Origin of the sequence: Serratia sp. 2880STDY5682894 (assembly GCF_001537385.1) — a bacterium.
Classification (GTDB): Bacteria; Pseudomonadota; Gammaproteobacteria; order Enterobacterales; family Enterobacteriaceae; genus Serratia; species Serratia nevei.
On the sequence record NZ_FCJA01000001.1, the window covers coordinates 978217 to 993083 of the forward strand.

Here is a 14867-nt window from a genome sequence, read left to right on the forward strand (position 1 = left end):
ATGGAATTGACCACCCGCACTATCGCCGCGCGCAAACACATTGCGCTGGTGGCGCACGATCACCGCAAACAGGCCCTGTTGGAGTGGGTAGAGAGCCACAAGACCATTTTGGCGCAGCACCAGCTGTACGCCACCGGCACCACCGGTAACCTGATCCAGCGCGCCAGCGGCATTCCGGTCACCAGCATGCTGAGTGGCCCCATGGGCGGCGATCAGCAGGTTGGCGCATTGATTGCGGAAGGCAAGATAGACATGCTGATCTTCTTCTGGGATCCGCTGAACGCGGTACCGCACGATCCGGACGTGAAGGCGCTTCTGCGGCTGGCGACCGTATGGAATATCCCGGTGGCCACCAACCGCTCGACCGCGGACTTTCTGATCGACTCTCCGCTGTTCAAAAGCGAGGTGGAGATCGCCATCCCCGACTATCAGCGCTATCTGCAAGAGCGCCTGAAATAGTCCTCGCGGCCTGGCTACCGCCAGGCCTGATGCCTACGGTTTTTTCTGCACCGGTACGCCAAGATCTTGCAGCTGTTCGACGAACACCGAAGGGCGTTCACGATCCTGCAACAGCCAGACCTGGTGTTTGGCGCGAGTCAATGCGACATACAGCAGGCGGCGCTCTTCGGCATCCGGAAAATCCTCCGGCTGTGGCAGCAGCACCTCTTCCAACACCGACTCGCGCGCCACGGCCGGGAAACCGTCACGCCCGTCATGCAAACCGGCGATGATGACGTATTCCGCCTGCTGCCCCTTGCTGGCGTGGATGGTCATAAACTCCAGATCCAGCTTGGGCCAGCGGGTGGCCGCTTTCGCCAGCGCTTCCGGTTTCAGATGATGGTAGCGCGCCAGTACCAGAATACGCTCGTCCGGCTTGGCATAGCCGCTCAGTTTATCCAGCAAGGGCTCCAGCTGCTCGTGCGGCAGGATCGCCACCGACTTTTTATTGCCCTTGCTCAGGCTGTTGAGCGGTTTTTTCAACTGGTGCGGGTTCTGCTGCACGAACCGGTTGGCTACCTCACCGATACGTTCATTAAAGCGATAAGTGGTGTCCAGCGCGCACTGCGCCCCTTCACCGAAGTGAGTGGTGAACGCCGTGGTTAACGTCAACTCTGCGCCGCTGAAGCGATAAATCGCCTGCCAGTCATCCCCCACCGCAAACAGGCAGGTCTGTTTGTTTTGTCGACGCAGCGCCGCCAGCAACAGCGCACGCTGCGGCGAGATATCCTGAAACTCATCGACCAGAATATGTTTCCACGGGCTGACAAAGCGCCCCTTGTCGAGAATATTGACCGCCTGATGGATCAGACCGGAGAAGTCCACCGCCCCTTCCTCTTTCAAGGCGCTTTTCCAGGCTTTCAGCAGCGGTGCCATCAGCCGGATGCGTTTTGAAAACAGATCGCGGATTTCTTCATCCGCCTGCTCAATCATTTCCGCCTGGCTGCCGCCGTGCATGCGCATCAGCCCCAGCCAGCGTTCCAAGCGGCCCGCCAGCCGATCCGCCAGGCGTTGATCCTGCCAAAAGTCGCCTTCCGGCACTTCCCATTCCAGCTCGTCGCTCAACCATTGACGCCACCCCTTGGCCTGGGCTTTTTTCTCTGCACACTGCTGGCGCCAATGGGTAATCAGCAACGCTTTGCGCGCTTTGGCATCGGTTTCCAATCGGCTGATGGCCGGGGCTTTGCGGCTGCCCTGTTGAATGATCTGCAGCGCCAATGCATGGAATGTCTTGGCCTGAATGCCAACATCGCCCAAACGCGCTTTGATGCGATCATTCATCTCACTCGCTGCCTGACGGCCAAACGCCAACAGCAAAATTTGGCCCGGCTCCGCCTCCTGACGGCGCAGCAGCCAGCCGGCGCGCGCCACCAGCACCGACGTTTTGCCGCTGCCGGCCCCTGCCAATACCAGAACGGAATCCTCGCCATTGACCACCGCACGGCTCTGAGAGGCATTGAGCGGTGAACTCTCGACGGTCTGGAAGAAGTCGTGATGTTGCTCCAGCATGCGCTCGGTCCACTGCCGGTTGCGTTGTTCGACGCTTCGCAGCCCCTGCTGCAGCCATTGCAGACACAGATGATAATCAGCCCGGCAGTTATCAAACTCATCCAGACGCGCCACCGGCATCGGCAACGCGGAGAAAGCCTCGTGGATTTGCTGCTGCAGCTTGCCCAGCTCAGACTTTTTAAACCATTTGTCTTGCTGCTCGATGCGCTGGATCTGCGCCACCTGCTGTTGCAACACGCCGGCGCTGACCTCGCTCATTTCTGCGCTCCACTGCTGCCAGGCCTGCTGCAGATAATGATGAAAACGCTGCGTTTCCTGCCATTCGGTGCCGTGCAGCCGCACCACTTTTTCGTCCGGCAATTCAAATTCCAGCTCGCCCCAGACGATGCCGCGCTTGCACCTGACCTGAATCAATTGATTGAAGGGGATCAGGTATTCATGTTTTTCCCCGCTCACCTCAACGCCGGCGTGCAGCAACCGCACGCGGTTATAAGGGTGCTGAGCCAGGTGTTTCCCCAGCGATGTCGCTTTAAGTTCCATATCGTCGCGCCATGACTATGTTGAGATTAAATAACGGATATCTGCCAGTTTACCTGTGATAAGCAGTGGCACTCTAGCGCTAAAAAAAGGGTAGAATAGATTTTGCGTTTTTATCGTGAATACGCCCGCATCGCGGTTTGGCCATCATTAGAGCAGAATGACGTCTATGCGTACTGTACTGAATATTCTTAATTTTGTGTTGGGCGGTTTCTTCACCACGCTGGGTTGGCTCATCGCCACGGTGTTCAGCGTGCTGCTGGTCATCACGCTGCCGCTCACCCGCTCCTGCTGGGAAATCACCAAGCTGTCGCTGGTGCCTTTCGGCAATGAGGCAATTCACGTCGATGAACTCTACCCGGAAAAAAGCAATGCGCTGCTCTCCGCCGGCGGTTCGCTGCTCAACATTATCTGGTTGGTGCTGTTCGGCTGGTGGCTATGCCTGTCACACATCGCCGCCGGCATCGTGCAGTGCGTTTCGATCATCGGCATTCCGGTCGGCATCGCCAATTTCAAAATTGCCGCCATCGCGCTGTGGCCGGTGGGGCGCCGCGTCGTCTCGGTAGAAATGGCCCAGCAAGCGCGTATTGAGAATGCTCGCCGCCACTATCATCAGCGTTAATTTTTTCTCCGTTTGAGGAGTTTTTCGTGCTCTCTTTTGCACCCGCAGTTCGTCGTTATACCTACAACAGCAACCTGCTGTATCACCTGCGCATCCTTATTGCGTTGATCGGCACCACCGCCGTTCCCTGGTGGTTGGGCATTCCCAAGCTGACCATCCCGCTAACGCTGGGCGTCGTGGCGGCGGCCCTGACTGATTTGGATGACCGTCTGGCCGGCAGGTTACGCAACCTGCTGATCACGCTGGTGTGCTTCTTTGTCGCCTCTGCTTCAATCGAGCTGCTGTTCCCCTACCCCTGGTTGTTCGCCCTTGGCTTAACCACGTCGACCTGCGGTTTTATCCTGCTCGGTGCCTTGGGGCAACGTTACGCCACCATCGCCTTCGGCGCGCTGCTGATCGCGGTTTATACCATGCTCGGCACCGCCATGTACGATGCCTGGTATCAGCAGCCGCTGCTGTTGGTGATCGGCGCACTGTGGTACAACCTGCTGACGCTGGCGGGCCACCTGCTGTTCCCTATCCGGCCGCTGCAAGAGAACCTGGCGCGCTGCTACGATCAGTTGGCCAACTATCTGGATGCCAAAGCCAATCTGTTCGATCCCGATGCCGAGCGCGACGCCGATCTGCCCTGGATGGATGTCGCGATGGCCAACAGCGCCCTGGTCGCGTTGCTTAACCAAACCAAAGCCTCGCTGCTGACGCGCCTGAAAGGCGATCGCGGCCAGCGTGGCACCCGCCGCACCTTGCACTACTATTTTGTCGCGCAGGATATCCACGAACGCGCCAGCTCTTCCCACGTTCAGTACCACGCACTCAGCCGGCAATTCCGCCACAGCGACATTTTGTTCCGCTTCCAGCGTTTGCTGAGCATGCAGGCGCGCGCCTGCCGCCAATTGGCGCAATCGATCCTGCTGCGGCAAAAGTACCAGCACAACCCGCGCTTTGAACCGGCTTTCAGCCGCATTCAGGAGGCGTTGGCGCGCATCGCCGAAACCCAGGGCAATACCGAGCAGACCAAGGCGCTGGCGCATCTGTTGAAAAACCTGCATGCGATCGATGCGCAGCTGGCCAATATCGAATCAGAGCAGACGCTGGCCAGCGGGCAAGCGGAAGAGAATAGCCTGGCCGATGACCGCTTAACCGGCTGGAGCGATATCCGGCTGCGCATCAGCCGCCATTTGACGCCCCAGTCGGCCCTGTTTCGCCATGCGATCCGCATGTCGGTGGTGCTGTGCGTGGGTTACGCCTTCATTCAATTCACCGGCATGCAGCACGGTTACTGGATCCTGTTGACCAGCCTGTTCGTCTGCCAACCGAACTACAATGCCACCCGCCGACGCCTGGCATTGCGCATCATCGGCACCCTGGCCGGTATTCTTATCGGCCTGCCAATCCTCTATTTCGTGCCTTCACTGGAAGGACAGCTGGTGTTGATCGTCATCACCGGCGTTCTGTTCTTCGCTTTCCGCACCGTACAATATGCGCATGCGACGATGTTCATCACGCTGCTGGTGCTGTTGTGCTTTAACCTGTTGGGTGAAGGATTCGAAGTGGCAGCTCCGCGCGTTTACGATACCTTGCTGGGCTGCGCCATCGCCTGGGCGGCAGTCAGCTTTATCTGGCCGGACTGGAAGTTCCGCCAACTGCCGGCGGTGGTGGATAAAACGCTGAATGCCAACTGCCGTTATCTGGACGCCATTCTGGTGCAATACCACCAGGGTAAGGATAACGGCCTCGCCTACCGCATTGCGCGGCGAGATGCCCACAACAGCGATGCCGAGCTGGCTTCGGTCATCTCCAACATGTCCGCCGATCCCAAGGCCGACAAGGCGCTGCAGGAAGCCGCCTTCCGCCTGCTCTGCCTGAACCACACACTCCTGAGTTATATCTCGGCGTTGGGTGCGCACCGCGAGCGGCTGAATACCCCTGCCACGCTCGACCTGCTCAATGATGCCGTGTGTTACGTGGACGGCGCCCTGCATCAGGAAGAACAGAACAGCCAGCGCATTGCTCAGGCGCTGGAACAGCTGGCGGAGCGTATTCGCCAAGTCGTTCCGGAACCTGAAAGCAAAGAACAGCTGGTTTTGCAGCAGGTGGGGCTGGTGCTCGAACTTCTGCCGGAACTCACCGCGCTGCACACCCAAATCAATAAGACAGCCTAATCATTCAGGGCCCGCTCGACGGGCCCTGAATCACCGGCTCATGTCCATGGCGGCGCATCGCCATCATATGATCGAACCAGCGCACCAATTCGTTATGCAATTCAGCCGGTAATGCCGCCTGATGATAACCGGCTATCGCCCCGCCCAGCGACAACAGGACTCGCAATCCCAGATTGGTCTGTTGTTGCAGCAGGCTAAGATAGCTGCGTTTCGCGCCCTGCAACCGCAGGTCATAGGCGTTGCGGATACCCGCTCGCCACAACAGCCGCTCCATATTGACATCTATATTCGGCAGCGCCTTCAATCTGCCGTGGTCGCCGGCCTTGAGCCGCTGTTCCCGACGGGCCTCCCTGACAGCTTGCCAAGCCAGCCCCACCAATTCGTTACGTTCCCGCCACAGGGACTCGTCAACCCAGTAATAGCGCAAAGTGATGGGCACTCCGCGCTTGGAATAGACCATATTGACCATGCCCCGAGCGCGAAAGGCCGGTTCCATGCTCGCCGTAGCCCGCAAATACAGCTCGCCTTCCGCTATCACTGCAAACATCACCCCCTCAGCCAACAGCCCATAGCCGCCAAACTGTGACCGCGTGGTGATGGTGCCCAGCGCCGCGAAGCAACTTTTAGCCTGCGTGATTCTTCTCGTCGACATCCTTTTCATAGCATTCCTCCTTTTTAGGTTCCGGTCGTATTATTTCTCTCATCAATGAAAAAAGTAACGTGAACAACTAATTAGAAAAATACGCACTATCCGTCTGCATGCCAATCACAAAAAACACCGGTACAAAAAATGATCGCAATTATGCGAGCCGCTACGAAAATTTGGGTTGATCTTATCCGAAATCAGGGATACTGTATAAACATACAGTAACACGACGGGCGGGAACTTTATGCGTACTCAATCACTCTACCAACCTCATTTTAGCCATGGCTCTTTTACCGCGAACAGCGTTGCGAAGAACACAAATGTCGGCAAAGAGAATGGCTTGATCAGTGAACTTGTTTACAACGAGCGCCAGCCCGCAGTGGCTCAACTGCTGTTGCCCCTGCTGCAGCAACTGGGCAAGCAGTCTCGCTGGCTTCTGTGGCTGACGCCGCAGCAAAAGTTAAGCAAGCAATGGCTGCAGCAATCCGGCCTGCCGGTGGATAAAATGGTGCAGTTGAGCCAAATCAGCCCGGTGAATACGGTTGAGGCAATGGAAAAAGCGCTGCAAACGGGGAACTACAGCGTGGTTCTCGGCTGGTTGCCCGAGCTAACGGAGGAGGATCGTCTAAAATTGAGACGTGCGGCAGAATTGGGTAATGCCTACGGGTTTATCATGCGTCCTCAACGTGACATTGACCCGACTCACGGACACTGTTCCACCCTAAAAATTCACTCTTCTTTGTATCATTAAGTAAATTTAGGATTTTTCCCATCATTTTCGCACCCCGTAGAGGGAACCTTTGCGGGATAAGGCACAAAGCTAGTCCGGCTGCGGTTTGCCAAGCAAAAACGCCCGATGAATCGCCGTTTTTTTAGGCTAAGAATGTTAGCAAATATGTACGATTCCGCGTTTTTTTTTAGAGCCTTATCACATCACACTTGTAACTTTCGCGCCACGTTGTAGACTTTACATCGCCAAGGTTGCTCTATAACGTCAGAAAAACTGGCGAGTAACAAACGAGGGCTTAAACCTTGGCGAAGGAATTTAACCAAGGGCTTAAAACAGCTTTAAAGCTCATTGCCTATTTGGATGATAACGAGGCGCAAAATGAAAAAGACAGCTATCGCATTAGCAGTGGCACTGGCAGGTTTCGCTACCGTAGCGCAAGCCGCTCCAAAAGATAACACCTGGTACACCGGTGCTAAACTGGGCTGGTCCCAGTACCACGACACTGGTTTCTACGGTAACGGTTACCAGAACGGTATCGGCAACGGCCCAACCCACAAAGATCAGCTGGGTGCCGGCGCGTTCCTGGGCTACCAGGCAAACCAATACCTGGGCTTCGAACTGGGCTATGACTGGCTTGGCCGTATGCCTTACAAAGGCAGCGTGAACAACGGTGCTTTCAAAGCGCAGGGCGTTCAACTGGCCGCTAAACTGAGCTACCCAATTGCTGACGATCTGGACATCTACACTCGTCTGGGTGGTATGGTATGGCGTGCAGACTCCAAAGCTAACTACGGCAACGGCACTCGCCTGAGCGACCACGACACCGGCGTTTCTCCGCTGGCTGCTGTTGGTGTTGAATACGCACTGACCAAAAACTGGGCTACCCGCCTGGACTACCAGTTCGTAAGCAACATCGGTGACGCAGGTACCGTTGGCGCACGTCCAGACAACACCATGCTGAGCCTGGGCGTTTCTTATCGCTTCGGTCAGGATGACGTAGTTGCTCCAGTTGCTCCAGCTCCAGCTCCGGCTCCAGTTGTTGAAACCAAGCGTTTCACTCTGAAGTCTGACGTGCTGTTCAACTTCAACAAAGCAACTCTGAAGCCACAAGGTCAGCAGGCTCTGGATCAGCTGTACTCCCAGCTGAGCTCCATGGATCCTAAAGACGGTTCCGTAGTTGTTCTGGGTTACACCGACGCCGTTGGTTCTGCTCAGTACAACCAGAAACTGTCTGAAAAACGCGCACAAAGCGTTGTTGACTACCTGGTCTCCAAAGGCATCCCGTCAGACAAAATCTCTGCACGTGGCATGGGCAAAGCTGATCCAGTTACTGGCAACACCTGTGGCTACAAAGCTGGCCGCGCTACCAAAGCTCAGATCGACTGCCTGGCACCAGATCGTCGCGTAGAGATCGAAGTTAAAGGTATCAAAGACGTTGTAACTCAGCCTCAGGGCTAAGTTTACTCGCCTAATAAAAAACCCCGCATTGCGGGGTTTTTTTTCGTCCTGCTGTTATCAGAACATTCAAGACCCAGTGTAACTAAGGCGCTCTGCCCCGTTTACTTAGGTTCTTTACCGAGAATCGCCTTCAAATCTTCTTTCAACGACGACATCTGATTCGCATACTTCTCTTTGCGCTCAGCATCTTCGATAAGCTGCACAACCGTTTCCGACAGCGTGACGCCACGACGGCGCGCCAGGGCTGCCAAGCGTTGCCAAACCAAAAACTCCAGATCGATAGATTTTTTACGCGTATGCTGGTGTTCTGCGTTAAAATGACGTTTGCGGCGGGCGCGGATCGTTTGCTTCATCCGGTTATCCAGCTCCGGATTCATATGAGCGGCAATCCATGCAAGTACCTTGACCGGCTCATTTTCCAGCTTCAGCAGCTCGTTAACCGCCTCCTGAGCAGCGCTGTTTTCAATGTAGCGGGTAATAAGTTCCCCTTCCCGGTGCTTCTTCACCAGGTACTTCCATTTCCAACCGCTCTCCAGATTTTCCAGTTGCTGATATTTCATCTTGAGCTCTTCAGTGACCGCGTAACTTCAAATAAGCATAACAGCTTTGCGCCGAATTTCCCCGGCAATTAAGCCGTCTTTTAGACTGTTTTTTGCACAGTCATCGCGCGATGTCAAACTCCCTGACGCCAACTGGCACTCCACATGTATCAAGCCGCCGTTATTCTTGTATAATCGCCCTTTCCCTTTTTAACGATTGCATCTAACACTTTGACCAATAACCGACTTGAATGGCAATCTTTATTGCCGGACGTAACGCCTTATCAGGCGATATTTGATACCGCCGCTCAGTTGGCACCCGTGCCCTTTTCCGCCATTCAGCCTCGGCTGGAAAATGCCCTGACGCTATTTTGCCACCCTCAATCGCCACCGCGTTTCATGCTGTTGAAAGCGCAAGAAACGCGAGAGTACCTGGAACTGATCGCTCACGCCGTCACACCACTGCTGGCTAAGAATACGGCATGCCGCGGCAGCCACTATGCCATTCAGGATGGCAAGGTCAGCATAGAGCCGGCCAGCCGTGGCGATGAGCCTTTCGCCGCCGGCGGTGCTTGTCTGTTCCAGGAGTGGATTGAACCGGAGCAGCTGTTTGGTTGCGTACGGATCCACAATGGCGACATTACCCTGCAACCGGGTCTGGTGCACCAGGCCAACGGCGGCGTCCTGATCCTGTCGGCTCGGGCGCTGCTGGCTCAGCCATTGCTATGGCTGCGGCTGAAGCAGATGATCGGCCAGCGCCAGTTCCATTGGGTTTCGCCAGACGAAACCCGCCCGCTGCCGGTAGCCATTCCACCGATGCCGCTGGACCTGCGGCTGATTGTGGTCGGCGACCGTCACGGCCTGGCCGATTTCCACGATATCGAGCCGGAACTGAGCGAACAAGCGGTCTACGGCGAATACGAAGACGATCTGCAGCTGACCGAAGTCGATGATATGGCGCAGTGGTGCGGCTACGTCAACGGCGTGATTGCCGATCGGCAGTTGCCGATGTTAGCGGCCGACGCCTGGTCGCCGCTGATCGTCCAGGCTGTGCGTTACACCGGCGATCAGGGCATCCTGCCACTCTCGCCGGTTTGGCTTGGCCAGCAGCTGTCCGAGGCTGCACTGTATGCCGAAGAGGAGCGCATTACCGCCAAAGCGTTTGAGGCAGCGTTGAATGCCCGCGAATGGCGCGAAAGCTATCTGGCCGAGCGTATGCAGGATGAGATTGAGCTGGGTCAGATCCTGATTGAGACCGAGGGTGAAGTGATCGGGCAGATCAACGGCCTGTCAGTCCTGGATTATCCCGGCCATCCGCGCAGCTTCGGCGAGCCCTCGCGCATCAGTTGCGTCGTGCATCTTGGCGACGGCGAGTTTACCGACGTCGAGCGCAAAGCCGAGCTGGGAGGCAACCTGCATGCTAAAGGCATGATGATCATGCAGGCGTTCCTTATCGCCGAACTGGATTTGGATCAGCAGTTGCCCTTCTCCGCTTCCATCGTCTTTGAACAATCTTACGGTGAAGTGGACGGCGACAGCGCCTCGCTCGCCGAGCTGTGCGCCTTGGTCAGCGCTCTGTCGCAGCAGCCAATCACACAGCAGATCGCCGTCACCGGCTCCGTCGACCAATTCGGCAACGTACAGCCGATAGGCGGCGTTAACGAAAAGGTCGAAGGTTTCTTCGAAGTTTGTTTACGCCGCGGCCTGACGGGCAAACAGGGCGTCGTATTGCCCGTGACCAACGTGCGCCACCTGTGCCTGCGTCAAGATGTCGTCGACGCGGTACGCGAGGGGCAATTCCATCTGTGGGCGGTAGAGAGCGCGGCGGAAGCCTTGCCTTTGCTTACAGGTTGCCTCTACTCTGATGAACAACAGCCGAATTTGTTGGCGGCCATTCAGGAACGGATTGCGCAGGTGAGCCTGCAGGAACGCCGCCGTCCATGGCCGCTGCGCTGGCTCAACTGGTTCAACCACGGCTGATCGGACTTGTTCAGCGTACACGTGTTAGCTAACCTGCGTCCTTCATTAAAATAAGGCTTACTGAGAACATGGTAGATAAACGCGATTCCTATACGAAAGAAGACCTCGAAGCATCCGGCCGTGGCGAGCTGTTCGGCGCCGGTGGCCCACCGTTGCCGGCAGGTAACATGTTGATGATGGACCGCGTGGTCAAAATGAGCGAAGACGGCGGGACTCACAACAAAGGTTATGTGGAAGCGGAGCTGGATATTAATCCGGACCTATGGTTCTTCGGTTGCCACTTTATCGGCGATCCGGTCATGCCTGGTTGCCTGGGCCTGGATGCCATGTGGCAGTTGGTCGGTTTCTACCTCGGTTGGCTGGGCGGCGAAGGCAAAGGCCGCGCGCTGGGCGTCGGTGAAGTCAAGTTCACCGGCCAGGTGCTGCCAACCGCCAAGAAGGTGACTTACCGCATTAACTTCAAGCGCGTTATCACCCGCAAGCTGATCATGGGCGTCGCCGATGGCGAAGTGCTGGTTGACGGCGAAGTGATCTATACCGCTACCGATCTGAAAGTGGGCCTGTTCAAGGATACCGCAGCGTTCTAATCACGCTGACGAGAAGACGGCCACCGCCTTCTTTTCCAACGATCGCGCATGCCGTCACGTCTCTCGTGGCGGCATTTCTTTTATCCCTCAATGCCTTGCACCGCCTCCGCCCTCCCTTTAAGGATCTCCTGTTTACCCACCGCCAGAGCGCCTAAAGCGTGCCTCGTCTATACGAATCACGCTTTCTCGCTCCTCGTCAGGCCAGCGCGAAGCAATAACCCCACTGAGAACGCCCTGGGTGATGCCACCTCAGAGGCCACAAACAAAAACCTCCGCCAAAGGGCGGAGGTTATTCCTTTTATTTGACAGGGAGCCGCTTAAGCGGTCACAGCCCTGTCTTCCATGGCTTCTCGCCAACCTCCCAGCCATTGAGACCGGGCGTCCACTGATGATTGGTAGGGACAATGTTCCCTGGAACGCCCTAAAATACCTGCCTGATACCCTCTCGAATGCGCCCTTTCCAGACGATCGCGTTTCTGTCTCTTCATGCCTCGTTTCCCTCATTTTGGTCTGGTGGAAAGAAAACAATGGCTGCTTTTTGCGCAGCCACGAGTTATCAATAGCGCTAAAAGAAGAGAAGATCAATGCGCAAAATTCACGCCAATGTCATATTTGTGAGCTACGCCCGAGGAAAGTGCTAAGTGGCTGATCTGCCGGGAAAGGGTTTAACTTTTTGAAATGAAAAAGAAATCCCTGCCAGGGAGAAAAAAAGACTTTTCACGCTGACAGGGATTAGACGATTTTAGACCAAATTATGACTAAATGCCGCCCATCTGTGCTGCGATAGCCTGGGCTTCCTGCTGCCAGCCCTGCGCCAGCGTGCGCACCAGGGCATCATAGCCGTCCTCACCCTGTTTCAACTCCAGGCTGAAAGGCCGTTTGATCAAGCGCCCCTGGCGGTTCAGCACCCACTCGCCGCGAACGATCGCCTTGCCGTCAAAGCGGCCATGGAAACCGCTGATGGTCACGTTCAGCACATCCTGATCGCTGCTCATCGGTTGCGAAGAAACCACCCAGCCTGGCAGCGCGCTGCTCAGGTTGGTGACCAGCGTTTGCTGCAGCTGCTGGTCGAGCGGGCTGGCCCACAGGTTGTTCTGGGCTATCACATACTGTACGTCGTTGGTTTGATACACCACGCCGCTCTGCGCCAGATAATCCGCCACGCTCACGTGCTCCAGCCACAGCTGGCGCGTGGAAGCGCCGCTGCTGCTGGCAGCGGCCGGCGCCCCCAGCGCCGGCAACTGATAGTAGGTCTTCTGTGGCGAACTGCTGCAGGCGCTGAGCAACAGCGCCAGGGCTACCGGGATCCATTTCATCATTTCGTGGCCTTCTTCGGCTGAGGGTCAGTGCTGCCGGCGGCTTCAAACACCAGCGCGTTGCTCTTCTCATTCAGGGTGCGCAGCACCGGTTGCAGCTCACGCAACACCTGGTCGAGGCGCTGCATATCGCCCACCATCTTGTTGTAAGCCGGTGAACCAGGCTGGAACCCTTTCATGCTGCGGTTCAGCTCCAGCAGCGTTTTCTGCATGTCCTGCGGCAGCGCCTGCATCTCTTTGCTGGCGATGATGTCGTTCAGCGACTTCATGGTCTGCTGCGTCGACTTCATGGTTTTCTGACTTTCCGCCAGCGTCTTGGTCGCTTCGTTGATCATCGGATTGATCGGCATCGCGTTGATCTTGTCCAGCGTCTGCATCAGTTTCTGCTGGATCTGCGCCAGCCCGCCGCTGGTGGTCGGCATCAGCGGATAACCGAACAGCTCGCGCGGCCCTTTCCACGGTTTCTCCTGCGGATAGAAGTCGAGATCGATATACAGCGAACCGGTCAGCAGGTTGGCGGACTTCATCGAGGCGCGTAAGCCACGAGATTCCGCGTCCTTCAAATGCCCTTCAATATCGACGTTGTCCCCCAGTTGCTTATGAAGCCGATCGGGTTCGATGCGGATCAGCACCGGAATGCGATAATCGTTATCCAGGCGTTGCGCCATGCCCTCTTTATAGAACGGCACCTGCGCCACCGTGCCCAGGCGGATGCCGCGGAACTCGACCGGGGCGCCCGGCTGCAGGCCGCGTACCGAATCGGAGAAGAACAGCAGGTAATCCTTATGCACGGTATACAGCGAATCCTGCGTGCTGCGCTGGTTGTCGAACAGCTGGTACTCCGCCTTCTCTTTCGCCAGTTCGCCGCGATCCCAGCCGTCCGGCACGTCGAAGCTGACGCCGCCGCTGAACAGGGTAGTCAGCGACCCCATCTCCACCCGCATGCCCTGCGCCGACATGTCGAACGCCACGCCGCTGTCTTTCCAGAAGCGCACGTTGGTGGTGACCAGCTGGTCGTAAGGCGCGGTGATGAACAGCTGATAGCGCATGGCGCGTTCTTTAGGATCGAAGTAGCTGGTTTCCACCGACCCGACGCGATAGCCGCGGAACAGCACCGGGTCGCCGGCGTTGAGCTGGCCCGATTTCTCGCTGTCCAGTACGATGCGCAGCCCCTTGGCGTCCGGGGAGGCCAGCGGCGGCGCGTCGAGCAGCTGATAGTTGTCTTTGCCGTCTTTGCCCTTGCTGCCCGGCTGCAGTTCAATATAGGCGCCGGAGAGCAGCGTGCCCAGCCCGGAGACGCCTTCACGGCCGATCTGCGGCTTCACCACCCAGAAGGCGGAGTCCTGACGCAGCAATTTCTCCATGCCGGAATTGAGACGCGCTTGCACCATCACCTTGCTCAGATCATCGCTCAGCGTGACGGTTTCCACCACGCCGACGTCCACGCTGCGGCTTTTGATTTTGGTTTTACCCGCTTCCAGCCCTTCCGCCGTCGTGGTGACCAGCGTCACCACCGGCCCCTGATGGCTGAAGTGGTAAAACAGGATCCAGGCGCCGATCAGCGCGGTCACGATGGGAATGATCCACACCGGCGACCAGCGTTTGATCTTCTCAACGTCTGCGACGCTATGATTATTTTCCGTCACCTTGCGGCTCCTTGTTGATTGTTTCACTTGCGCGATCCCAGGTCAGCCGGGGATCAAATGTCATGGCGGCGAACATGGTGAGGATCACCACCAGCGCGAACAGCACGGCGCCCGTCGCAGGATAAATGCTCATCAACTGCCCCATTCGCACCAGCGCCGACAATACGGCGATCACAAATACGTCGATCATTGACCAGCGGCCAACGAACTCGACCACTTCATAAATCAGGTGCATCCGCTCGCTGTCGGCACGCGGCTTCTTCCTGCCGTTGGCATCCCAGCACAGCCAGCCGATCGCCAGCATTTTCAGCGACGGCACCATGATACTGGCGATGAAAATCACCATCGCCACCGGATAAGAGCCGTCCCCCCACAGCAGGATCACCCCCGCCATGATGGTGGAATTCATCTTGTTGCCCAGCGCCTCGGTCACCATGATCGGCATCAGGTTGGCCGGGATATACAGCATGATGGAGGTCACCAGCAGCGCCAGCGTCCACTGCAGGCTGTGGCGGCGGCGCACGTAGCCGTTGGTGTGGCAGCGCGGGCAGCGTACCTGATTGGCCGGCAGGATCGCCGTGCAGCAGGCGCAGGAGCGCACGCCCTGGCGCATGCCGGTGCGCCCCACCGTCAGCGG

General features: G+C 57.1%; 14 protein-coding genes. 7 read left to right on the top strand and 7 right to left on the bottom strand.

All coding sequences use genetic code 11. The features are described from left to right. Entirely contained in the window at positions 1-459 is a 459-nt protein-coding gene (locus tag AWX27_RS04710; protein WP_038875247.1) for a methylglyoxal synthase, read from the top strand. 33 nt (positions 460-492) lie between these two features. Here AWX27_RS04710 and helD read toward each other — a convergent pair whose 3' ends face one another. Continuing rightward, positions 493-2547: a DNA helicase IV gene (gene helD / locus AWX27_RS04715; protein WP_060419661.1), complete on the bottom strand. Its 2055-nt coding sequence runs from the start codon at positions 2545-2547 to the stop codon at positions 493-495. Positions 2548-2713: 166 nt separating this feature from the next. On the opposite strand from helD, the gene AWX27_RS04720 reads away from it, so the two are divergent. Together AWX27_RS04720 and yccS are read left to right on the top strand one after the other, a co-directional pair. Beyond that, complete coding sequence (locus AWX27_RS04720; protein ID WP_004928120.1) at positions 2714-3166, top strand: YccF domain-containing protein; 453 nt, start codon at positions 2714-2716, stop codon at positions 3164-3166. Between the two features lie 26 nt (positions 3167-3192). After that, positions 3193-5328 carry a YccS family putative transporter gene (yccS, locus tag AWX27_RS04725; protein WP_060419663.1) on the top strand — a complete coding sequence of 712 codons (2136 nt, stop codon included), beginning with the start codon at positions 3193-3195 and terminating at the stop codon, positions 5326-5328. 4 nt (positions 5329-5332) lie between these two features. On the opposite strand, the gene AWX27_RS04730 is transcribed toward yccS, so the two are convergent. Continuing rightward, positions 5333-5989, bottom strand: coding sequence for a TfoX/Sxy family DNA transformation protein (locus AWX27_RS04730; RefSeq protein WP_060419667.1), 657 nt, complete (start codon positions 5987-5989; stop codon positions 5333-5335). Positions 5990-6218: 229 nt separating this feature from the next. Here AWX27_RS04730 and sulA point away from each other — a divergent pair, with 229 nt between their 5' ends. Both sulA and ompA read left to right on the top strand, forming a co-directional pair. After that, entirely contained in the window at positions 6219-6725 is a 507-nt protein-coding gene (gene sulA / locus AWX27_RS04735; protein WP_047727899.1) for an SOS-induced cell division inhibitor SulA, read from the top strand. A 357-nt stretch (positions 6726-7082) separates the two neighbouring features. Beyond that, the gene (ompA, locus tag AWX27_RS04740; RefSeq protein ID WP_060419786.1) at positions 7083-8162 is read left to right on the top strand and encodes a porin OmpA; all 1080 of its coding nucleotides are present in this window, start codon (positions 7083-7085) and stop codon (positions 8160-8162) included. A 101-nt stretch (positions 8163-8263) separates the two neighbouring features. Here the strand turns inward: ompA and matP are convergent, their stop codons facing one another. Next, positions 8264-8722 carry a macrodomain Ter protein MatP gene (matP, locus tag AWX27_RS04745; protein ID WP_019454505.1) on the bottom strand — a complete coding sequence of 153 codons (459 nt, stop codon included), beginning with the start codon at positions 8720-8722 and terminating at the stop codon, positions 8264-8266. A 210-nt stretch (positions 8723-8932) separates the two neighbouring features. On the opposite strand from matP, the gene AWX27_RS04750 reads away from it, so the two are divergent. Together AWX27_RS04750 and fabA are read left to right on the top strand one after the other, a co-directional pair. Further along, the gene (locus AWX27_RS04750) at positions 8933-10681 is read left to right on the top strand and encodes an AAA family ATPase (RefSeq protein ID WP_060419669.1); all 1749 of its coding nucleotides are present in this window, start codon (positions 8933-8935) and stop codon (positions 10679-10681) included. Positions 10682-10749: 68 nt separating this feature from the next. Continuing rightward, the gene (gene fabA / locus AWX27_RS04755) at positions 10750-11268 is read left to right on the top strand and encodes a bifunctional 3-hydroxydecanoyl-ACP dehydratase/trans-2-decenoyl-ACP isomerase (RefSeq protein ID WP_049200448.1); all 519 of its coding nucleotides are present in this window, start codon (positions 10750-10752) and stop codon (positions 11266-11268) included. A gap of 317 nt (positions 11269-11585) precedes the next feature. On the opposite strand, the gene rmf is transcribed toward fabA, so the two are convergent. The 4 genes from rmf to AWX27_RS04770 all read right to left on the bottom strand — a co-directional run. Further along, positions 11586-11756, bottom strand: a complete 171-nt coding sequence (gene rmf, locus AWX27_RS24375) for a ribosome modulation factor (protein ID WP_004928150.1) — start codon at positions 11754-11756, stop codon at positions 11586-11588. Positions 11757-12026: 270 nt separating this feature from the next. Continuing rightward, positions 12027-12587, bottom strand: coding sequence for a membrane integrity-associated transporter subunit PqiC (gene pqiC, locus AWX27_RS04760; protein ID WP_049272921.1), 561 nt, complete (start codon positions 12585-12587; stop codon positions 12027-12029). Further along, entirely contained in the window at positions 12584-14230 is a 1647-nt protein-coding gene (gene pqiB, locus AWX27_RS04765) for an intermembrane transport protein PqiB (protein WP_060419673.1), read from the bottom strand. The genes pqiC and pqiB overlap by 4 nt, the downstream gene beginning before the upstream one ends. After that, positions 14217-14867 (bottom strand): PqiA/YebS family transporter subunit (locus AWX27_RS04770; RefSeq protein ID WP_154631647.1); only part of this gene is annotated, 651 nt, incomplete at its 5' end. The genes AWX27_RS04770 and pqiB, both read right to left, overlap by 14 nt.